The following is a 21,931-nucleotide window of genomic DNA, read 5'->3' on the forward strand; positions in this document are numbered from 1 at the left end:
CCTCCATAAATGCATCACGGGAAACACGGGGGACATCCCCGTGAGTTCGACGTCACGCCCGTTGCCGGAAAGGCCGGAAAGGCACACCACAGGGCGTCGCAGGCGACGGCCCTGCTGCGCGCGCCACCGACCTGGCCGTAGGAGGACGCCTTGGGGACTCAGTGTGGAAACCTCACCGAAATACGTCAAGACTGCACAGAAAGTTTCGGATCCTCGCTCGGCGTATACGCCCTGGCCATGCTCACAACCTCTGTCCCTGCCTCCTGAAACCTTGCGGTCCCATCGCAGCGAGGCGAGACACGGTGAATGTAAGTTTCAGTGCGACGCCCTCGCGCTCGAAGATCGCGAGGGCGGTAGATCCTCGTTCCCGCCCCCGCGAATCAGGAAGGGCGGCCGGCGGCGAGCAGCCGTTCGCACGCGTCGAGCAGACGTCTCCGCAGCGGCCTCGCCCGCTCGGCGAATCCCCGCTGCTCGGCGGCGTACTCGGCCCGCCCCTCGGACGTCTCGATCCGGATCGCCCGATGGCCGAGCGCGGTGAGGTCGTACGGGGAGGCGCGCATGTCCAGGGTCCTGATCTCTCTGGCCAGTTCGAAGCAGTCGGCCACGAGTTCCGAGGGGACCAGGGGCGAGAGCTTGTAGGAATGCTTGTAAAGGTCCATGTTGGCGTGCAGACAGCCCGGCTGTTCCAGCTCCGGCTGCCGCTCCCTCGTCGGCCACAGCGCGTTGAGCGGACGCGCCTCGGGGGTGAAGAAGCGGAACGCGTCGAAGTGGCCGCACCGCACACCCCGCTCCTCCACGACCTGTGCGATCTCCTCCCCGCTGAGCCGCAGCGGCCAGGAGTCGTGCCGCACCTCCGTGGCCTTGTAGACCATCGCCCACTCGTGCAGACCGAAGCAGCCGAAGTATCCCGGCCGTGACGCGGTGGCGGCCAGTAGCCGCATGATCCACTCGACGGATGGGCCACGCCTGCTCATCAGCGTCGCGGTGTCGAGCGTCGCTCCCTCGGGGGTGTCGAGGTAGCCGCGGCCCACATCGCGCGCCCCCTTCAGCAGCACCCCGGCGCCCGGATGCCACCTGCGCAACCGTGCCGGCCGGTGCCCGTAGTAGGTGAACAGGAAGTCCTCGATGGGATGGGCCTCGCCCCGCGCCCGGCGCGCCAGGTGCGGCTCCGCCCACACCTCGATCCGCCGGCGGTGGGCCTCCGCCCGAGCCCGCCACTCCTCCGCTTCCAGAACCTCCACCGCTGAATGGTACGCGCGGGCGGATGGTGCCCGTCCGTCCCCCCTTCCGGGTGCGGGCGACGGTGAGCGCCCGCCGAACGGCGCATCGGTGAACGGAAGATGAATTGTCAATACAACTCTGGATACCGCGCTTCGCACTGTCGTCATTAATCACATAATTCGATTACAGCCGCTATTAATGGCGATACGGGGCAAGCCTTCGAGGAATCACATGAAGCGTTGGATCGGTGTCGGGCTGGCGCTGCTCCTCGGTGCCGCCGTGGTGGCGGCGATCGTGGCGGGCAACCGTGGCGGCGGCGCGGAGACGCGGGAGCTCACCCTGGTCCAAGGGGTGATCGGGTCGGAGAAGAAGCCGTTCTTCGACGATCCGGAGGTGCGGGCGGTCTTCGCCGGGCACGGCCTCCGGGTGGAGGTCGACACCGCCGGGTCGCGCCAGATCGCGACCTCGGTGGACCTGGGGAAATACGGCTTCGCGTTCCCGTCCAGCGCTCCGGCGGCCGAGAAGATCAGGCGTGACCGGGGCGTCGCGCGCACGTTCGCGCCGTTCTCCTCCCCCATGGCGGTCGCCACCTTCACCCCGATCGTGGACGTCCTGAGCAAGGCGGGCGTCGTACGGGACTCGGGGCAGGGTTACCAGGTGCTCGATATCCAGAAATATCTGGATATGGTGGCTAAAGGCACTCGCTGGGACAAACTACCGGGCAATACTGCTTATCCGGCACGCAAACGCGTGCTGCTCACCACCACCGACATCCGCACCTCCAACTCCGCGGCGATGTATCTCTCGATCGCCGGTTACGTGGCCAACGGCGACGACGTGGTCACCTCCGAGGAGCAGGGCGCCAGGGTCGCCGGGACCGTCGCCCCCCTCTTCCTCGACCAGGGATACTCCGAGACCTCCACCGAGGCGCCGTTCGAGGACTACCTGTCCCTGGGGATGGGGAAGACGCCCATGGTCATGATCTACGAGGCGCAGTACGCCTCGCGGCTGTTCGCCGGGGACGGCTCGATCCGTCCTGACATGCGGCTGCTCTACCCTTCGCCCACGGTCCTGAGCAAGCACACCCTCGTGCCGTTGAGCGCGCAGGGCACCGAGGTCGGCAGGCTCCTGCAGGAGGACCCCGAACTCGGACGCCTCGCGGCCCGGTACGGCTTCCGCACCGCCGCCGCCAAGGCGTTCGACGACCTCGTGGCGAAGGTGAACGCGCCGCTGCCTCCCGGCCTGGTCGACGTGGTGGAACCCCCCGACCACGAGCGGCTGGAGGGCATGATCTCCGCGATCGAGACGCGCTACCGGTCCGGAGCGGTCCCCTCGTCCACCCCCTGACCTCACCTTCCCAGCGCTTCGAGGAGAGACCACCGTGAGCGATCTCGTGCTCAGCCCGCCAGAACCCGTGGCCAAGGTGCCCACGGAGAAGGCCGCCACCATGCTGCCGGTCCCGGAGGGGCGGGAGGCGGAACTCGCGGAGAAGGCCCGCGGTTTCGCCGAGGAGCTGAGCGGCCTGGACCCCAGGTCACCGGAGTTCACCCGGAAGGTGCACGACATCACCTCGATGGGCGACTCGGAGATCCGGGCCTCCTCCCAGGTGGCGAACCGCATGCTGAAACGGCCGGTGGCCGCGCTGGCCTCCGTCAAGGGCGAGGGCCGGGACGCGCAGGCGGCGGTGGCGGGACAGCTGGTCGCGCTGCGCCGGACGATCGTCGACCTCGACCCCAAGCAGACGTCCGCCCCGGCCAGGAAGCTGCTGGGACTGATCCCGTTCGGCGACAGGCTGCGCGACTACTTCGCGAAGTACCGGTCGGCGCAGAAACACCTCGACGACATCATCCGCGCCCTCACGTCCGGACAGGACGAGCTGCGCAAGGACAACGCGGCCATCGAGGGCGAGAAGACCAACCTGTGGGAGTCGATGAAGCGCCTGCAGGAGTACGCCCTGCTCGCCGCCGCCCTCGACGCCGCGGTGGAAGAGAAGATCATGTATGTCGAGGCGGCCGAGCCGGAGAAGGCCACCGCCCTGCGCTCGGACGCGTTGTTCGGCATCCGGCAGAAGCACCAGGACCTGCTGACGCAGCTCGCGGTGTCCGCCCAGGGGTATCTCGCCCTCGACCTGATCCGCAGGAACAACCTCGAACTGATCAAAGGCGTGGACCGGGCGACCACGACGACGATCGCGGCGCTGCGCACGGCGGTGACCGTGGCCCAGGCCCTCGCCAACCAGAAACTCGTGCTCGACCAGATCACCGCGCTGAACGCCACCACCTCCGACCTGATCGTGGCGACGAGCGAGATGCTGCGCACCCAGGCGGCCGACATCCAGACCCAGGCGGCGTCGACCACGGTCGACATGGACGCGCTGCGCAGGGCGTTCGACAACGTCTACGCCACCATGGACACGATCGACACGTTCAAGGCCAAGGCCGTGGAGAACATGGCGATCACCGTGGACAGCCTGACCGTCGAACTCGACCACGCGCGCACGTACCTGGAGCGCTCCCGGCGCGGCGACGAGCAGGAGCTTCCGCGATGAAGGGCTCGGCGCCCGGCCCCCGCACGGCGGGACACGCACCCGGCACCCCACGTACCCCCCACCTGGACGGACCCGCACCCGGCACCCCGCGCGACTCCCGCCCCACCTCGCCGGCGCCGCGCGACTCCCGCCGTGTCATGCGAGCACCCGGCGCGCGGGCGGGTGCCCGCCGGCTCGGGTGGGCGCTCGCCGTGCTCGCCCTGCTGACGGCGTCGGTCGCGTGCGGCGGGGCCGGCACCACAGAAGCCCCCGGCACCTCTGCGGACGGCCCGGACGTGCTGCGCGTCCTCGCGGGAAGCGAGGTCGGCGACCTGGAACCGCTGCTCAGGCGGGCCGGGGAGGCCGTCGGCGTGCGGGTCGCCCTGTCGTACGCCGGAACGCTCGACGGGGCCGACCAGGTGGCGGGCGGCGGCGCGGACGGGCGGTACGACGCGACCTGGTTCTCCTCCAACCGCTACCTGTCGCTGATCGAAGGGGCGTCCGCGCGGCTCTCGACCCAGACCAAGATCATGGTCTCGCCCGTGCTGCTCGGGCTGAAGGCGTCCAAGGCCCGCGAACTCGGCTGGGACGGCAAGACCGTGACCTGGAACGACATCGCCTCGGCCGCACGCGCGGGGAGGTTCACCTTCGGCATGACCAGCCCCGCGGCGTCCAACTCCGGATTCTCGGCGCTGGTCGGCGTGACGGCGGCGCTCTCCGACGCGGGCGAGGCCCTGGAGGAGGCCCAGATCGACGCGGTGACCCCCAGGCTGAAGGAGTTCTTCTCGGCGCAGACGCTCACCTCCGGCTCCTCCGGCTGGCTCGCGGACGCGTACGCCAGGGAGGGCGGGGTGGACGGGCTGGTGAACTACGAGTCCGTGCTGCTCGGCCTCAACGCCTCGGGAAAACTCGCCGAGCCGCTCACGCTGGTCTACCCGGGCGACGGGGTGGTGACGGCCGACTACCCGCTCACGCTCCTGAGCTCCGCACCCCCGGAGAAGAAGGAGCTGTACGGGAAGCTCGCCGCCTGGCTGCGCACGCCGGAGATCCAGCGGGAGATCATGACCACCACCCACCGCAGGCCCATCGTCCCCGAGGTGAGACCGGAAGCGCGCTTCGGGACCGCGTCGCCGGTGGAGCTGCCCTTCCCCAACCGGCGCGACGCCGCCGACAGACTGATCGGCGCCTACCTCAACCAGGTGCGCAGGCCCTCGCGGACCCTGTTCGTGCTGGACACCTCCGGCTCGATGGCAGGAGGGCGGATCGACGCGCTCAAGCAGGCGCTGACCGCGCTGTCGGGCACCGACACCTCCGCCGGCGGATCGTTCTCGCGCTTCCGCGACCGCGAGACGGTGACGATGATCCCGTTCAACACGGCCCCAGGCAGCCCGCGGACCTTCACGCTGCCCGACCGCGACCCAGAACCGGTGCTCCGGCAGATCCGCTCGTACGGCGAGGGACTGCGGGCCGAGGGCGGGACCGCGATCTTCGACAGCCTGCGGGCCGCCTACGAGCAGATCCGGTCGTCGCCGTCGGAGGACTTCACCTCGATCGTGCTGATGACGGACGGCGAGAACACCGACGGCGCCTCCTACGACGACTTCGCCGACTACTACGCCGCACTGCCCGTGAAGTTCCGGACGTTCGTCGTGCTCTTCGGCGACAGCGACGTCGACGAGATGAAACGGATCGCCGAACTCACCGGCGGAGCGACCTTCGACGCCCGGCAGGGGTCGCTGGCCGCGGCCTTCAAGGAGATCCGTGGCTACCAGTAGCCCGCTGAGGCGGATCCTCGCCTACGCCGGGTCGATCAGGAACATCACCGGATGCGTCCTCGCCCTGGTCGGAGTGGTCCTGGTCTTCCTCGGCGTCGCCGGGACGTTCTGGCCCGTCGTGGTCGCCGGGCTGTACGGCGTCGGAGCGCTGCTGGCCCCGGCCGACCGGGTGAGGCTCACCATCTCGCACGCGGAGGTGGAGTCCCGGCAGTTGGAAACCGACCTCGCCGCCCTGTCGGCCAAGGTCGACGGGAACCGGTTCCCCGACGACGTGGTGAGGCGGGTCGGCGCGCTCGCCGAGGTGCTGCGCGACATCCTCCGGCGGGCGGACACGCTCACCTCCTCGCCCGACCACCTGCACATCGTGTCGCAGACGATCAGGGACTACCTGCCGTCCAGCCTGGAGACGTACGCGAACCTGCCCCGCTCCTACGCGCTCACCCGGCGCGGCGAGCGGGAGCGCAGCGCGCACGAGGAACTGCTCGCCCAGCTCGACCTGCTGGACACCCGGCTGCGCGAGGTGGCCGAGTCGGTCTACCGGGGTGACGAGCAGGCGCTGCGCGACCAGGGCAGGTTCCTGCGGGACCGGTTCGGCGGCTCCGGCCTGGACCTCTGACCCGGCCCCCTGCACCTCCGGCCCGAATCTCTGACCCGGCTACCCTGTACCTCCGGCGGCTCGGGCCTGGGTATCCGACCCGGCCCGCCTGCACCTCCCGCCTGGATCTCCGACCCGGCCACCCGGCACCTCCGGCGGAGGGAGGGGGTTCGTCGGATCCGGCCCCCGTCAACCGAGACGTACGACGACCGTGTTCGAGCCGCCGCCCCGGCCCGCCAGGCGCCCGAAGGTGAGCGTGAGCCGCGCGCCGGTCGTCGCGCCCGCCAGCAGGGGATGCCCGCGCGACACCCCGGTCACCGGCCGGTTCCAGGTCACGGTGAGCTCCTCCAGGTCGCGCCGGGGGTCCGACACGGTCAGCGTCGCCGTACCGTCGCCGGTCTCCCTGACCAGCACCGCGCACGGGGCGGAGACGGCGAGGTCCCCGGCGGCCCCGTCGTTCCAGAAGTTGACGGCGGTGATCCCGAGCGACGGGACCCGGACCCCCTGGCAGCGGGCGCTGTTGGCGAGCACCCGCGCCCAGCCGGGGTCGGCGGCGCGGGCCTGTGTCTCCGCCAGGCTCGCGCCCGGCAGGAGGAGGTAGACGTAACCCGCCGAGACGGGATCGACGCCGTGGTCGAGCCAGAGCGTCACGTAACTCCGGGTCGCCCGCTCCCGGCCGCCGGTGCGCTCCTCGCGCAGCGTGCGCAGGCGGGTGCCGCAGGGCAGCACGTAACCGCCGTGCCCCTCCAGGTGCGCCCACCCCTTCCCGTCGTCCACGACGAGAGGCGCGCCGGTCCTGCGGTTGTCCACGACGGTCTCGACCGGCACGCCGTCGCCGGCGGTGATCGCGGCGCCGAGGCAGACCACCGCGTCGTCGAGGAAGAACCACGACTTGAAGGCCTCCAGGGTGCTCTCGAAGCCGTTCAGGTGCTGGCCGACCGTCGCGTACGCACCGTCGGTGGCGCCGCCCACCCAGCGGCCCGGCGGGCAGGTGTCGCCCCACGCCTCGCCGGCGCCGTCGGCCAGCCGCCGGGTGGAGACGGTCGTGCCCGGCAGGCGGTAGGGGTCGACGGTGGTCCAGAAGGAGTCGGAGTACTGGTCGCCGTGGCCGTCGGCCCACCAGTAGAGCATCCCCGAGCCGGTGTGCCAGCCGCGGAGGTTCTCGCCGTTGCCGTGCTCGTAGTGGCCGACGCGGTGGGAGGCCATGCTGAGGCCCGCGCACCAGCCGGGCCCGCGGTGGACGGCGCGGGCGCTCATCGCGAGCAGCCGGTGTCCGGCGGGTTCCTCGGCCGCGGGAACGGCGTCGTCGTCCAGGATCGCGGCGAGGCGGGCGTGGAACCCCAGGTCGTCCTCCTCGGCCGCGTCGAGCATGGGCCGGTGGGTGTTCCGCAGCGCCCACCCCTTCACCATGCCCTGCCAGCGGGACCGCTCGGCGGCGGAGGCCGTCTCTCCCAGCAGCAGGATCGCGGAGGCGATCGCCCGCCCCCTGTCGTGGTCGCCGTACGGCCGCCTGCCGACCGCCCGGCCGCTGACCAGGTCCATGCAGGAGCCGTCGTGGACGACCGGCGCGAACGTCCTCTCGACGCTGTCGAAGACGACCTGCCTTTCCCGGTCGACGACCTCCCACGGCGAGCCGCGCAACACCGCGAACAGCGTCGCGAGGCCGGACAGCAACGACGCTCCGTACGTGCCCTGGTAGGGGACGGTCGTGTGCTGGACGAAGGAGCCGTCCCGGTAGAACCCGTCGCCCTCGGAGACGTAGGGGAAGACCGGGGAGAGCGCGGAGACGGCGAGCGCGACCTTCGCCGGGTCGGAGCCGAGGACGGCCCGCAGCAGCGTCACCAGGCACAGGTCCACCCGGTTGGCCCCGGTGCTGGTCCCCTCGTAGTCGTCCAGGCGGCACTCGGGGACGAAGTGGTCCACCGCCTCCCGCAGCGCCGCGGCCCGCGGGCCGGTCAGGTGCGGGCCGATCAGCAGGGCCGCGTCGAGGAGGTTCCTGGGGGCACCGATCTGCCAGTGCCACCAGTTGCCGACCTGGTCGGCGCCCGCCGCGTACACCCGCCGCCGGTAGTGGTCGACGCCGGTCGCGACGGCCGCGGCCAGGTTCGCGTCGCCGGTCAGGCCGGTCCCCGGCAGGGCGTACGCGCGGGCCATGGCCCGCAGCCGGGCGGTGGTGGCGCCGAGCGAGGGGAACGGCAGGCCGGGCCAGAGCGACGCGTCGGCCGGTGCCATGGCGTCCCGGTATCCGGCCGCCCTCGTCCCCAGCCTCGCCAGCCGGGTCCGGTACGGCTCGGCCGTCGCGTCGAACCCCGACCCTGCCGTCACGTCCCGCCAGCGGTGACGCAGCGCGGTGAGGGGATCGGCCGGCGGGTGCGACGCGCTCTTCGGGGACGCGGTCTCCTCGTGCCTCCCGGTGCCGGTGTGCGCGGCGTACGCCGGGATCATCGCCCCGGTCGCGACGACCCCGCCGAGCCGAAGGAAAGATCTCCGGGAATGTCGGTCCACGCCTAGATTGTCGGCCGGAAATCATCCTCGCCGTGGACACCGCGCCACATTGCCGTCGTTTGCCGTGATGTGGGCGACCCGCCGCAGGCGGGCAGGGGTGAGAGAACCACGTCGCAGGCGGGCGAGGGTCGGAGTGATCCCCCGAGCGGTATCCGACTCGGGTGGGGCCACGTCGCGGGCGGGCGGGGGTCAGAGATCCACGTCGCGGGAGGCGACCACGCGGACCCCCTCGGGTTCGTGGCCCACCGGGGTGACCACGACCCGCCTTCCTCCCTCCTCGTATCCGTGCTCGGTCAGCCACATGAGGGTGTACACGTCGAGTTGACTGAAGTGGATCGGGGAGGCGGGCGAGAAGATGTCGTCGCCGGTGTCGCCTTCGACGATCGACAGGGTGTAGGTGGTCATGGCAGCCTCCGGGCCGTGGTCGTTCTCGGGAGGTCCATACCCCGGGGTTGGCCTTGGGAGGTCCATCTCCCGGTCGAGAAGGCCCCGCGCACAACCTCGGACAGCGGCGAACCCTCGCTCGCCCCGGCGCCCCCGGCCGTGCGTACGGCCGTCGCGCGCGCCTCGCCCAGCGGGCGTCCGAGGGGTGGGGCACCGCCCTCCGAGCGGTCTCGGAAAAGCAGGGTTCCAATTACCCGAACACCGGCCGGGAACCGAACAGCTAAACAGAGGAAACGTATTCATATCAAGTTGCTATGACGGCTTGCACCAATCCGGAGTGGGAAACGCTTGCGCGATCGCCCGTACGCGACGAGAGCTCCGCCTCCCTGCCGGAAAGCCCACCGGGAGGTGAACGACCGGCCTTCCCCAGGGAAATGGCAGTTCACCAAGAAACGTGAGGGATCATCCGAAACCTCCAGATGTCCCCACATCTCTAGAGAACCAGTGGCACGATCCAACCACAGGAGGGCTGCAGGCGGGGGCACTCGCCGTTTCGGACTGTCCATATATCGAGTTAGGTGTTATTTATAACCCAATAACCATAAGTGTCAATTACTGAGCCCTTTACCTTCCAAATAGATCACGGTCAGTCTAATATTTGGACCTATGTCATGGCGTGCATCAGATTTCCCAGATGGACAGGCTGGGCCCTCTCGCCGTGGCGGCGCTTCCTCTCGGCGCGATTCCGAACACGCATCCGACTGGCATCCCGAACGCCTCCTGTCATTCGATTGGCGGAAGGTTATTCTGTTCACGGCGGTTTTGGCGATCATCGCCTTCGCCGTGATCTGGCTCGTGACCAGATCGACCTCCGGTTCGTCCCTCGCGGCGAACCCCACGCCCGACCCTTCCGACACCGGCTGGGAGAAGGCCGACTCCTCGCCTTCACCGACGCCGGAGTCCTCCGGCTCCACCCCCGAACCGACACCGAAGCCCACGCCCACCAAAAGCGGCAAGGAGAAGTCCCCTCGCCCCGAGGCCACTCCCACCCGGAGGCCACGGACCGAGACCAGGACCACCCCGCCACCCGCCGACCCGCCCGCCGGGTCCAGCTCACCCGAGCTCACCGCCAAGGAGGCGTACGGCATCCACGGCCGTTACCAGCGGGGGTTGTCGGCGGCCCAGGCCAGGAAGGACCAGGCGGCCATGGCGAAGCTGGAGCACGGGCTCGCGCTGGAGATGACACGGGCGAGTTTCAAGACCGCCGAGATGCAGGGGACCTCACTCGCGACGGGGATATGGCCCAACCCCCAGGTGTGGATCCCGCGCCACGTGGAGGGCACCGCCGACTGGTTCGTGGCGGTCTCGCACGAGCCGGGTGTCGCGAGGATCGTCGACGTGATGAGCTCGGCCCCCGGAGGCTGGCGGCTCGTCGCCTCGGCGGCCGACACGCGCGACACCCCGGCGCGGTTCCCCAAGATAGCCACCGACGGCGAGGGGTACGCGACGAGCCTGCCGGAGAACGCCACCGGCCTGAGCGCGACCCCTCGGCAGATCGCCCGCGCGCACCTCGCGAGTCTGGAGAACGCGGAGATCGACTCGCGGTTCGAGGAAGGCCCGTGGACCAGTGAGGCCTCGCTGTTCTGGCATCAGGAGCGGGTCCGGCTGGAGCAGGCCGACTGGAAGCTCACGCTGTCGTACCGGCTTGAGGGACCGGTACGCGCACTCAGGACCAGTGACGGGGGCGCCCTGGTCTGGTATGGAGCCCGATCCACCGAGCTCCGCGAGGCGGTGCGGGAAGGGGCGAAGGTCAAGCTGAAGGGCTCGGCCGCCGTCCGCACCCGCGGCAAGTCCTTCGCACGCTCGGTGAGCGCCACATACGGACGCATGTATGTGACCCATGTCCCCCCCGTCGGCTCGAACGAACCCGCTCGCGTGCTGGGCGAGTGGAGCGATGTCCTGGAGAGCCACGGCGACTGACGTTTTTACCGGAAGAAAAGGAACATTCTAATGACACCCTCACGTAAGCCATCGCGCGCGACGGTGATCACTGCGAGTGTCGCGATCGGTGTCTTCGGCGCCGGCGCCGGGCTGGGAACCGTCATCGCCATCCGCCCCGACCCCGGCGAGGGGCAGGTGATGCGACTCGCCGCGGGAACGTACCTCCTCGACGACCAGGCGGGAGCCTGGTCGGCGGGCGCGGCACCCGGCGGTGACCAACCGCTCCCGCTCTCCGGCGCCGACGCGGGCAGCACGATCGCGAAGGGCGCCAAACGGGCCTCCGCCGCCGGGGATCAGCGGGTCTGCCTGACCACCACCACCGACGGGCGCGCGGTCGGCGGCACCGCGGAAGGCTGTGTCGCCCTTCCCGTCCTGGGCGTGGCCGCCGCCGCGGCCGCCCCCCTCCAGCGGCCGGGAAACCCCAAGAGCACTCCGGCCCCGCCGGCCGCCCCCAAGGCGACCACGTCGACGAAACCCACGACGCCCAAGAAGGCCGATCCGCCCGCCAAGCCCGACCCGGCGCCGGTCCAGCCCGCACCCAACCCCGGGCCGGCGCAACCCCCCGCCCAGCCTCCTCCCGCCCAGGTGAACAACCAGCCCGTCAACCCTCCCGCCCCACCGGCTCCGACCCCGACGAAGAAGATCAGCGGCAACATCTCGGAGAGCCAGAACGAGAGCGGCAGCGTCATCGAGCCGCGGCCCGTGGAGCAGGTCGAGGTCGTCTCGCCGCCCAAGCCGGCTCCCGAGTCCGGCGCGACGAGGTCCTCGGCGCCCACCCTGTCGGCACAGCCCCGGCCCAGCGGAGGGAACGGGCAGCAGCCCCCCGCCGACAACGGAAACAGGCAGCCGCAACCCCGGCCCACCGGCGGAAACGGACAGCAGCCCCCCGCCGACAACGGAAACAGGCAGCCACAGCCCCAGCCCACCGGCAGGAACGGACAGCAGCCCCCCGACGGGAAGTGGCAGCAGTCCCCGGACAGGAACGGGCAGCGTCCCGGCGAGGGGAACCGGCAGCAGCAGCCCCAGCCGACCGGTGGCCTCAAGCCCCCGCAGGCCCAGCCCACCGGAGGAAACGGGCAGCAGCAGCCTCGGCCCATCGGCGACGCCAGGAACCCGCAGCCCGGGGACAACGCGAGGAACCCCCGGCCGACGGGCACCCTGAGGCCGGCGATCCGGTCGGGCACCGGCCGGCCGATCGTGCCCTCGGGTGAGGGTCCCGTGTCCACGGCGTCTCCCGAGACCAGGCCGACCGGTGACGCCGGCACGCCCTCGGTGGCACCGCGCGACGGCGACCGCACTCGCTCCCAGGCGCCCGACCCGTCGCGGAAGCTCCCTTCGGCCGGGCCGTCCCAGCCGCAGCCTTCCCTCGGTCCCGCCGAGAACGCGTCGCAGGGTCCCGACGGGACCGTGCTCATGCCGGCCACCCCGCAGCTTCCCGGCGGTGGCCCGGACGGCGGTGTCTCACTGCCGATCTTCGAGAACCCCGAGCTCATGCGGCGCGCCCACGAGGCCCTCGGGCTGGACAGGGGGATGCGCTACACGGACGAGAACGGCGTGTGGGACCTCAACATCGCCCCGCCGGGCACCCCGCCGTGCCGTGACTACACCGCCGAGGAACTCCGGGCGCTCAGCGCGACCCAGGGGCCGGACCAGGCCCAGGGCGGCCAGGCCACGATCCCCCGCGACTCGTGCCTGTGGCCCGCCTTCATCCGCTGGCTCTACGCGGAGCCCGCACCCGGCCAGATCAGCAACTGGACCAAGTTCACCGGACTGCCCCAGCGCAATCTGGAGCTCGTGGTGACCGATCCTCCTCCCGTCCCGCTTCCCAGCCCGATCCCCAGCGAGAGCACCCTCCCGCAGCCTGACCAGGGACAGACCGACCGGCGACAGGGCGAGCAGCGGCAAGGTGAGCAGCGGCAGGGCGACCGGCGACAGGGCGTCCCCGGCCAGGAGGAGCCCTGGCAGCCTGACACTGGCGGGCTGAACCCCGCCCAGCCGGGTCCCGATGACGCGGTGGCACCCAGAGACACCGGAGGCGACGTCTCCGAACAGTGGCCGGGCGAGAACACCGCTCCCGCCCAGTCCGACCGGGGCCGGCCTCCCCGAGACCAGACCGAGCAGAACCCGTTCGAGTACGAGGGCCGATGAGCACACCTACCGGAACCGGGCGTCCCGCGCCCGGCCCCGGCCAGGGGGCGGCCTGGGTACGTGAGCACGGCGCGCACCTGATGGACTACGCCGCCTCCCATCTCGAACCCGGCCGGGCGCACGCGGCGGTCGTCTCCGCGCTGGCGGCCGGCCGGGCCGAGGCCGCTCCCGAGGGCGTCACGGCCCGGGGGCGGCTGCTGGCCGTACTGCGACGTGACTGCCGCACCTCTGCCGCCTACCGGGAGCGGTACGTGCCGGGTTCGGGGCCCGGCATGCCCGACGCCTCGCTGATCGAGCGGGTGTGGACGATCGTCGACCCCCTGGGCACCGAGGCGCTCAGGTTGACGTACCGTCACGCGCTCAGCATGGAGGACCTCTCCCACGTGCTGGCGATGCCCGTCAGCGAGGTCAGCAGGCTCACCACCCGTACCCAGGATCTGATCGAGACCCTGGTGAGCGGGCTGGACGCGCTCACCCACGGGCGGCGTACCTGCCCGGAGCTCGCCCCGCTGGTGGAGAACGTCTTTCCCGACGTCTTTCCCGACGGCCCGCCCGGCGGACGGACGGCGCACTCCGCCGCGGACCCGGTGGAGGCCCAGGCGAGCCTGCTCTCCCACATGATCAGGTGTTCCGTGTGCACGCGGCCGATCAACATCCGCTACACGGCGCCGCAGATGATCGCCTATCCCCCGGTCGCGCCGCTCTCCGCCGAGGAGCGGCGGCGGCTCGTGGACTCACTGCCTCCCGAGACCGCCCGCGAGGCGGCCTCGAAGGCGGCCCCGCCCACACGACCGGCCCGTGGCGGGTCTCCCGTCCTGTCCGCCCCTCCCGCGGGTGGACACTCCCCGGTCCTTCCCGCGCCCCAGCCCGGGGGCCGGACTCCCGCCCCGCCCGGCAGCCGGCACTCCGCCCCACCCGGACGACGGTCCTCCGCATCGCCCGCCTCCCCGCCCGGACGACGTTCCTCCACGCCGCCCGCCTCCCCGGCCGCGGGCGGCACCACCCCGGCACCGCCCTCGCCCAGGGTCGGCACGCCCCCCTACCCGCCGGTGGCGTCGAAACCTCCCACGAAGCCGAAGCCACCCGCCGCGACACCACCCGCCACGACGTCGCCGAGTACGACGTCGGGCGCGGTGTCGCCGGTCACGGCGTCGGGAGAGGGGCCCGCGGCGGGTTCCCGCGCTCCCGCCGCCTCCTCGGGCCTGCCCCCGCTGCCCGCCCTGCCGCCCCGCAGGACCCGGCCGGCCCGCCCGCCGTCCGCGCCTCCCGTACCCGGACACGACACCCCCCTCTACGACGCCCTGCTCACCCAGGCGTGGGCTCGCGAGGTCCTCGCCCAGAGCGAGGAGCTCACCGGCACCATCCCCCGGCAGGAGCCGCCGGCTCCCCAACCGGTCGCCAAGGCCGAACCCGTCGTCATCGCCGGGCAGGCGTCCGTCGAGATGCGCGATACCGGGACACGCGAAACCCGAGCGCGCGACAACAAAACCCGCGAGGCCAGAACCCGCGAGACCGGGACACTCGACGACACCCAGGTTCCCGCGCTGCGCTTCCACACCGAACCCGACGACCGCCCCGACGAGGAGCGGATCGAGATGGGGATCCGCGTACTGGAGGCGCTCAGCTGGGCGGGTGCCCGGATCAGGAACACGACGATCAAGATCGTCATCATCGTCGTGGCGGGCGCGGCGGGCACCCTGACCGGAATGAACTTCCTCGGCCCCGCGATCGGGCCCGAGGAGCCCGCGAGGTCGCTGCAGGCGTCCACCAGCCAGGCCACCCGATCTCCGCCTCCCGCCGCCGACGCGCCGGCGCGGCAGGACGGGCTCGCCTCCCGCCTGCGGGTCCCGCCCGTGGTGACGCTGGACGAGTTCGGCCTGGGAAGCATGGTCATCACCTCCTCCGGAGAGCCGTTGAAATGGCGGATCTCGGCTCCCGGCCTGGCCGTGAGCCCTTCCGGCGGCACGCTGCGGGAGGGGGTCACCCAGGTGATCAACCTGCGTGCGCACCGGGTCCGCAACTGGTGTGGCGCCCCCGCGTCGGCCACCGCTCCGGTGACCGTGCACGCCCTCGACGACTCGATCAGTACGACGGTGCGCTGGCGGACCTGCTGACCGACCCCATCCCCCCACGATCACTTTTCAAGAAAGGACCAGGGAAATGACGGACACATCTCCACATATCCATGCATCACCCCCCAATCCGCCGCTCCCGCCCGACCAGTTCCACGAAACGGTCCCGCTCACCGCGGAGCACCTGCTCACCAACCGCCGCCCGGAACCCGCCGGGGGGTGGCGCCGCCTCGTCTGGCAGCTCTCCGGCAAGCGCATCATCCCCGCGGAGTCGGCGGCGGAGGTGGAACGGCGCACGCTGATCGCGCATGCCCAGACCCCCGTCGCGAGCGGGCACCACCGGATCGCGGTCATGAGCCTCAAGGGCGGGGTCGGCAAGACCACGACGACCGTCGCCCTCGGCAACACGCTGGCCTCGCTGCGCGGTGACCGGGTGATCGCGATCGACGCCAACCCCGACCGCGGGACCCTCGGTCTCAAGGTCAAGTCCGAGACGGCCGCGACCATCCGCACGATGCTGGCCGAGGCCCCGCACATCCTGCGCTACGCCGACGCGCGCGCCTTCACCTCCCAGTCACCCGCCCGGCTCGAGGTCCTCGCCTCCGACACCGACCCGGCGGTGAGCGAGGCGTTCAACGCCGAGGACTACCGCACGGTCGCCGGGCTCATCGAGCGCTACTACTCCATCTGCATCACCGACTGCGGGACCGGCCTGCTGCACGGGGCGATGGGCGCGACGCTGGAACTGGCCGACCAGATCGTGCTGGTCAGCCTGGTCGCGGTGGACGGGGCGAGTTCGGCCGCCGCGACGCTGGACTGGCTGACCGCCCACGGCCACGCCGATCTCGTCAGGAACGCCATCGTCGTGCTGAACGCCGTGGAGCCCAAGTCCGACGTGGACCTGGACCTGCTGGAGCGCCACTTCTCCTCGCGCTGCCGCTCGGTGATCCGCATCCCCTACGACCCGCACCTCAAGGAGGGCGCGGAGGTCGACCTGGTCCGCCTCCGACCCACGACCCGGGGCGCGTACCTCCGCCTGGCCGCCGCGGCCGGGCAGAGCTTCGGGCAGCGCCCCGACCGGAGCCACTAGTGCGACCGGTCGCCGACGATCCCACGCTGGACTGGGATCTGGGCCCGCCGCCAAGCGCCCGGCGGCGGATGCTCATCGTGGTCGTCTCGATCGTGGGGACGATCCTGCTGGCGGCCGGCGCATGGCAGCTCCTCCGACCCGACTCCGCCACCCCCGTGAACGCCTCCGCGCCGAAGGCCCTCGGGGATACCGTTCTCCTCGCCCCACCCTCCGCCTACGAGGGTGCGGCCGGTTACCCCGTCGGGTTCCCCCGCACCGAGCTGGGCGCGGCCTCCGCCGCCGCCGCGGCGTTGGAGGCGGCGTGGACCCTGGACGTCGAACAGGCCGAGCAGGCCGCGGTGCTCTACGCGCGGCCCGAGGAGCACGACGCGGCGCGGGCCGGTGCCCGCGAGGCCGTCGCGGGCTGGAGGGAGATCCTCGGCCTGCCCAAGGACGGGGCACTCCCCGAGGGCGCCGCCATGAGGACACGGACGATCGGCGTCCAGTGGAAACCCCGCGCCCAGGATCAGGTGCAGGTCTCGGTCCTGGTCCAGGTGACCGCGACCAAGGGCGTCGGCGACACCGATCCGACCTATTCGAGCCCATACGCCATGAGCCTGCTCATGGTCTGGCAGCCCGGCATGCGCGGTGCGAACCAGGGGGACTGGGTCAACGTCCCCGACCCCCTCGCCACCTCCGTGCCGCCGGTCGCCCTCCCGGGCACCCCGGAATTCACCGCCGCGGGCTGGAAACCCATCTCCGGCCCAGAGCCCACCCCATAGATCGAGGAAGAGCGATCAATGCCCCCACGCAGCTCATCCCGGCGTGTCACCTTACTCTCCGGCCTTCTGCTGGCCGCGGTATCCGCGACGACGAGCGCGGTCATCGCCCAGCCGTGGGCCGCCATGGCCGATCCCGGCCTGAGCTCCGGCTCACCGTCGCAGGAGTTCGCCGGTTCTCCCCCCGCACGCCAGGAACCCCCCTCCGAGGTCGAGGACTCCTCCCAGCAGGACAGGACTCCCCCGTCGGACGACTCCCGTTCGGCCCCCTCGGACGACTCCCGTTCGACATCCGACAGGAACCCGCCCTCGGGCAGCGACTCCCGTTCCAGGGACGAGAGCCCGCCCGCCGGGACGCGGACGCGTCGCGCCCCCTCGGAGGAGACCTCGTCCCCCGAGACGTTCACCGAGACCGACAGCCCTCCTCCCACGTCCCGTAACCGTTCCGGCGAGAGGAACACCGCACCGCGCGTGGAGGAGGACGCTCCCGTCGAGCGGCGTTCCACGTCCCCCGACGGGACGACGACGCGGGAGGCCACCCGGTCCAGGAACGCGGCGCCGACGAGCTCGCCGTCCAGCAGGTCGCGTCCCGCCGAGGACCCGCCCGTGAGCACCAGGTCCACCGAGAGCTCGCCGAAGAGGTCCGAGCCGACGACCAAGCCGACGACCAGGAGGAACACCGAGCCCACCGACGCCCCCGTGAGGGCCAGGAAGGTCCCCTCGGCGCCGCCCGAGAACACCAGGCCCACCAACGACCCGTCCCCCGAGGCCAAGAAGCCCACCTCGGCGCCGCCGAAGCCGACCGCCACCCCGGCACCGTCGGCGACGTCCACGGCGACCTCCGCCCCCGCCACCCCGGCGCCGTCGCCCAGCACCACCTCCTCACCCACGTCGACCGGGACACCGCCGCCGGCGACGACACCGTCCCCCTCCGGTACGACCACCCAGCCCGCGCCGTCCCCCACACCCACCGCGACGGCGACCGCGACGTCAACGGCGAAACCCACCGCGACGGCGACGGCGACCAAAACCGCGCCGAGCGGCACCCCCGCCCCCAAGCCCACTCGGAAGCCCACCACCTCGCCCAAGGAGACTCCGAAGCCCTCGGCGAGCCCGACCCAGCCCGTCACCCCGGCTCCCACCGCCACCTCGTCGCGCCCCGGCCCGCCGCGCTGGGCGACCCACGCGCCCCGGCCCGTGCCCGCGCGGACCGACGCCCGCGACCCCTCCCTCCTGCTCGAGCCGGTTCAGAGCACCCGATCCCCGATGGCGGCCCCGTCCCCGGCGCCCTCGATCCGTACCGTCCTGCCTCTGCCCCCGCTCAAGCGCTCCACCTCCGACTTCTGTAAGCCGGAGGACCTCGCCTCGTGCTGGAGCCTCGCGCCCTGGCGTGGCCGTACCGCGGCGTCCCCCGGCGTCCGGCTGATCGCGAACCACGAGCCGGCGGGTGCGCCGCGCTGGGTGTTCGCGCCGCCCGCCTCACCCACCCAGCCGTCGGGCCCGGCCGTGTGGGCGATCCCCAGCCCGAGCCCGACGAGCACCGGCTGCTGGAGCTTCAGTCCCTCCACACTCTGCGCAAGATCCTGGGAGGAGTAATCATGATCACCAGATCCCACGTGCGGGTGGCCGTACTCAGCATGGTGGCCGCGCTGACGGTGAGCACCCTCAGCGCGGCCCAGGGAGAGGTGGTCTCCGCGGCCCCCTGCGCCCCCGCCGCCACCGGCGAGGCCAGCGCCGCGCAAGCCCTCAACTGGGGCGCACCGTCCTGGTGCGCGGAGTTCGACGACTACCTCGACGAGTCCGACTGGGTGTTCTACGACTCGGCCGGGCACGCCGGAAACGGCCGCCGATCCCCCCAGCAGCTCTACCTCGGAAACGGGGCGCTCTACCTGTACGGCCGCGAGGACGGGACCACCGCCGGCCTGGCCGCCCGTCACGCCCAGGCGTACGGGCGCTGGGAGACCCGTGTCCGCCTGTACCCGGGAGCCGGGTCGTACCACCCCGTCGCCCTGCTGTGGCCGAAGGACGGCGGCGGCAACGTGCGGAGTTCCACCGGTGAGGAGATCGACTTCCTGGAGGTCATCAACGATCCCGAGCGGCAGCGGCCGAACTTCTTCCTGCACACCCCTCAGGGGCAGGAGCAGGCCCACGCCAACATCGACATGACCGCCTGGCACACCTACGCCGTGGAGGTCACCCCCAGCAGCGTCGTCGGCTACATCGACGGGCAGGAGTGGTTCCGCTCCGGCAACGCCACCCGTAGTTCGATGTCGGTCTGCCTGCAGCTGGACTGGTTCCCCGGCCAGGGCAGCTCCGGTGAGGCGTGGATGGAAGTGGACTGGCTCCGCATCTACCCGGCCTCGGCGGGAACCGCGGGCTGACCCCGCTCCGCACGACAGGAGGGTGCGGGACCCGTCACGGGTCCCGCACCCTTCTCGCGTCCGCGGCCTTCTCACTTATCCGGGCCGCTCCTCCGGGCCGCTCATCCGGCACGGCCCTCTCGGCGCGGGACGCTCGGTGAGCGTCGAACCTCTTCGAGGTGGTGGCCCCTCCACCCGCCGTTCAGCCCGTGACCACGGAGAGCCTCGACTCCAGGACCTGGCCGGGCCAGTCGCCGACCTTGAAGCTCTCCGTCCTGGTGAAGCCCTGGCTCTCGTAGTACGCCACCAGCCGGCCGTCGTCACCGGCGTAGCAGTCGACCCGCACCAGCGCGATCCCCAGCCCCGCGGCCTCCGCACGGGCGCGCTCCAGCAGGGCGGCCCCGACTCCCCGGCCGTGGAACCTCGGGTCGACGACCAGCCCCTGGATGTAGAGCTCCGGCTCGGGAGCGGGGGCGACGTAGGGCATGGCGGGCCCCACGACCAGGCAGCCCGCGGGCCGGCCGTCGAGCTCGGCGACGCGCATCCCGCCGGATGTCGCCCACGAGGTGATCCGCTCGACACGGGCCGCGTCGGCGGAGAACGGCTCGCTGCCCCACTGGCCGGTGCGGCCCAGGGAGGTCAACCACGCCACCGCGCCGTCGAACATCGCCAGAACGGCCGGTACGTCGCCAAGGTGACCGTCACGGATAATCATCGGCGGATCTTAACAGGACACACACCCACACACGATGACATGCCAGCCAAATCTCTACACCTGGCGCCTTACCCCGCATCCGGCACCGCCTGGCCGACGCTCCTCCCGGTCGCGCCGCAGGTGGGAACCGTTACCCTTTCCCGCCGAACAACAACGAGAGCTTGGTCGCGCTTTACTAGCCGATTAACGTTAATCACCTATAAATGCCTTAAAAGGCTGACATTAAATAGGAGGAGCCACTTTTTCGGGGGGTAGCCATAATTCGACGTCCGCGGTCAATCCGAGGGCAGGTGACCCTTATAGCGATCATCGCGTTCGCCCTGGTGCTGGGCATGGGCATGTTCGCCACCTGGCAGGTCGTGAGGGCCAAACTCTCGGCGGACCTCTCCGACCTGGCGGCCGGCGCGGCCGCCAACGCGGCCCTGGCCGTCGAGAAAGGCCCCGCGGACAGCGTCATCTTCCCGCTCAACCGCGTCAACCGCATCCAGGTCGTCGCGAACGACGGCCGGGTGGTCGCCGCCAGCCCTGCCATGAAGGGACAACCGCCTCTGACCCGGACGCGCCCGCCGCCCGGCGAGACACGAGTGGACGAGACGGTGTGCGCGGCCCTGCCACCGACGGGAGAACGGGCGTGTTACGGCGTCGTGGGACTGCGGGTCGAACGTTCCGCCTACGGCGACGTGATGGTCTACGCGATGACACCGGAACCCCCGTTGCTCCGCTCCAGCTTCCTGGTGGTCACGCTGGCGCTCTTCTCCTTGGGGCTTCTCACCCTGCTCGGCTGGGGCGCCTGGCAGCTCGCCGGCCGTACGCTCGCCCCGGTGGAACGGATCCGCGCCGAGATGACCGAGATCACCGCCTCCGACCTCAGCCGCCGGATGCCCGTCCCCACCTCGGGAAACGAGATGGCGCAGCTCACACGGACCATCAACGCGACCCTCGAAAGACTGGAGCGGGCCGTGGAGAACCAGCGCCGCTTCGCCTCCGACGCCTCCCACGAGCTGCGCACCCCCCTGACCGGGCTGCGTACCAAGCTCGAACTGGCGATCTCCGACCCCGAGGCGGAGGACCCGCTCACCACGATGCGCTCGGTGCTGGCCGACGCGGACCGCCTCCAGGCCGTCATCGAGGACCTGCTGCTGCTCGCCTGCCTGGACTCCGGCGTACGAGGCGCACCGGAGGTGATCGACCTCGCCGACCTGGTCACCTCGGAGGTGGAGCGCCGGCCGATCCGGCACGAGGTACTGCTGAAGCTCGAACCCGGCGTCACGGTGCGAGGCAGCAGGGTCCAGCTGGGACGGCTGCTCACCAACCTGCTGGCCAACGCCGACCGGCACGCGGCGAAGGAGGTGCAGGTCCGGGTCGGGAGCCGGTCGGGCGAGGCCGTGGTGGAGGTCATCGACGACGGGCTCGGCATCCCCGAGAAAGAGCGGGAGCGGGTCTTCCAGCGGTTCACCCGCCTGGACTCGGCGCGTAGCCGCGACGCCGGAGGAACCGGCCTGGGCCTGCCGATCGCCAGGGACATCGCCGTGGCACACCGCGGCAGGCTCTACGCCGCCGACACCGCCACCGGCCGCGGCGCCCGCCTCGTCCTCCGCCTGCCGCTGTCGACCGCGGCCGACTCCTGAGCCCACCTCGCGGCGGGGACGGGGCTTCACCTGACACCCCGCGGCGGAAACGGCGTCCCTCGATGAAGGGAGCGGGCTTGGCAGGCGGTGCCACCCTCGGCGAAGGAAACGGGCTTCGCGAGAGGCGGCCTTCGGCAGAGGAAGCGGCGGCC

The 21,931-nt window shown here is 71.5% G+C and carries 16 protein-coding genes; 10 read left to right on the forward strand and 6 right to left on the reverse strand.

Translation table 11 applies throughout. The annotated features are described in order from the left end of the window. Positions 1–380 precede the first annotated feature (380 nt). Positions 381–1,241, reverse strand: coding sequence for a 3-methyladenine DNA glycosylase (locus tag ABT352_RS01750; RefSeq protein WP_350941706.1), 861 nt, complete (start codon positions 1,239–1,241; stop codon positions 381–383). Positions 1,242–1,452: 211 nt separating this feature from the next. Here ABT352_RS01750 and ABT352_RS01755 point away from each other — a divergent pair, with 211 nt between their 5' ends. Genes ABT352_RS01755 through ABT352_RS01770 form a run of 4 tightly spaced genes read left to right on the forward strand, consistent with a single transcriptional unit; the run spans position 1,453 to position 6,139 of the window. Further along, complete coding sequence (locus tag ABT352_RS01755; RefSeq protein ID WP_350941708.1) at positions 1,453–2,568, forward strand: hypothetical protein; 1,116 nt, start codon at positions 1,453–1,455, stop codon at positions 2,566–2,568. A 34-nt stretch (positions 2,569–2,602) separates the two neighbouring features. Then, positions 2,603–3,769, forward strand: coding sequence for a toxic anion resistance protein (locus tag ABT352_RS01760; protein ID WP_350941710.1), 1,167 nt, complete (start codon positions 2,603–2,605; stop codon positions 3,767–3,769). Beyond that, entirely contained in the window at positions 3,766–5,523 is a 1,758-nt protein-coding gene (locus tag ABT352_RS01765; RefSeq protein ID WP_350941712.1) for a VWA domain-containing protein, read from the forward strand. The genes ABT352_RS01760 and ABT352_RS01765 overlap by 4 nt, the downstream gene beginning before the upstream one ends. After that, positions 5,510–6,139, forward strand: coding sequence for a hypothetical protein (locus tag ABT352_RS01770; protein WP_350941714.1), 630 nt, complete (start codon positions 5,510–5,512; stop codon positions 6,137–6,139). Before ABT352_RS01765 ends, ABT352_RS01770 begins: the two co-directional genes overlap by 14 nt. 168 nt (positions 6,140–6,307) lie before the next feature. On the opposite strand, the gene ABT352_RS01775 is transcribed toward ABT352_RS01770, so the two are convergent. Both ABT352_RS01775 and ABT352_RS01780 read right to left on the reverse strand, forming a co-directional pair. After that, positions 6,308–8,623 carry a polysaccharide lyase 8 family protein gene (locus ABT352_RS01775; RefSeq protein WP_350941716.1) on the reverse strand — a complete coding sequence of 772 codons (2,316 nt, stop codon included), beginning with the start codon at positions 8,621–8,623 and terminating at the stop codon, positions 6,308–6,310. A 189-nt stretch (positions 8,624–8,812) separates the two neighbouring features. Next, positions 8,813–9,028 (reverse strand): hypothetical protein, encoded by a 216-nt coding sequence (locus ABT352_RS01780; protein ID WP_350941718.1) that lies wholly within the window; start codon positions 9,026–9,028, stop codon positions 8,813–8,815. An 801-nt stretch (positions 9,029–9,829) separates the two neighbouring features. On the opposite strand from ABT352_RS01780, the gene ABT352_RS01785 reads away from it, so the two are divergent. Genes ABT352_RS01785 through ABT352_RS01800 form a run of 4 tightly spaced genes read left to right on the forward strand, consistent with a single transcriptional unit; the run spans position 9,830 to position 16,318 of the window. Then, positions 9,830–10,987, forward strand: a complete 1,158-nt coding sequence (locus tag ABT352_RS01785; protein ID WP_350941719.1) for a DUF8094 domain-containing protein — start codon at positions 9,830–9,832, stop codon at positions 10,985–10,987. A gap of 30 nt (positions 10,988–11,017) precedes the next feature. Then, positions 11,018–13,156, forward strand: coding sequence for a hypothetical protein (locus ABT352_RS01790; protein WP_350941720.1), 2,139 nt, complete (start codon positions 11,018–11,020; stop codon positions 13,154–13,156). Then, positions 13,153–15,270, forward strand: a complete 2,118-nt coding sequence (locus tag ABT352_RS01795; RefSeq protein WP_350941721.1) for a hypothetical protein — start codon at positions 13,153–13,155, stop codon at positions 15,268–15,270. Before ABT352_RS01790 ends, ABT352_RS01795 begins: the two co-directional genes overlap by 4 nt. Before the next feature lie 46 nt (positions 15,271–15,316). Continuing rightward, positions 15,317–16,318, forward strand: a complete 1,002-nt coding sequence (locus tag ABT352_RS01800) for a MinD/ParA family ATP-binding protein (protein ID WP_350941723.1) — start codon at positions 15,317–15,319, stop codon at positions 16,316–16,318. A 571-nt stretch (positions 16,319–16,889) separates the two neighbouring features. Here ABT352_RS01800 and ABT352_RS01805 read toward each other — a convergent pair. Together ABT352_RS01805 and ABT352_RS01810 are read right to left on the reverse strand one after the other, a co-directional pair. Continuing rightward, a complete protein-coding gene (locus tag ABT352_RS01805; protein ID WP_350941724.1) occupies positions 16,890–18,206 on the reverse strand; it encodes a hypothetical protein in 1,317 nt (438 codons plus the stop codon). A 117-nt stretch (positions 18,207–18,323) separates the two neighbouring features. Then, entirely contained in the window at positions 18,324–18,644 is a 321-nt protein-coding gene (locus tag ABT352_RS01810) for a hypothetical protein (RefSeq protein ID WP_350941725.1), read from the reverse strand. Positions 18,645–18,674: 30 nt separating this feature from the next. Here ABT352_RS01810 and ABT352_RS01815 point away from each other — a divergent pair, with 30 nt between their 5' ends. After that, a complete protein-coding gene (locus ABT352_RS01815) occupies positions 18,675–19,457 on the forward strand; it encodes a glycoside hydrolase family 16 protein (protein WP_350941726.1) in 783 nt (260 codons plus the stop codon). 181 nt (positions 19,458–19,638) lie between these two features. Here ABT352_RS01815 and ABT352_RS01820 read toward each other — a convergent pair whose 3' ends face one another. Beyond that, positions 19,639–20,151 (reverse strand): GNAT family N-acetyltransferase, encoded by a 513-nt coding sequence (locus tag ABT352_RS01820; RefSeq protein WP_350941728.1) that lies wholly within the window; start codon positions 20,149–20,151, stop codon positions 19,639–19,641. A 290-nt stretch (positions 20,152–20,441) separates the two neighbouring features. On the opposite strand from ABT352_RS01820, the gene ABT352_RS01825 reads away from it, so the two are divergent. Then, positions 20,442–21,779, forward strand: coding sequence for a sensor histidine kinase (locus ABT352_RS01825; RefSeq protein WP_350941729.1), 1,338 nt, complete (start codon positions 20,442–20,444; stop codon positions 21,777–21,779). The last annotated feature ends 152 nt before the right edge of the window (positions 21,780–21,931 follow it).

This window comes from Streptosporangium sp. NPDC000563 (genome assembly GCF_040299985.1).
Classification (GTDB): domain Bacteria; phylum Actinomycetota; class Actinomycetes; order Streptosporangiales; family Streptosporangiaceae; genus Streptosporangium.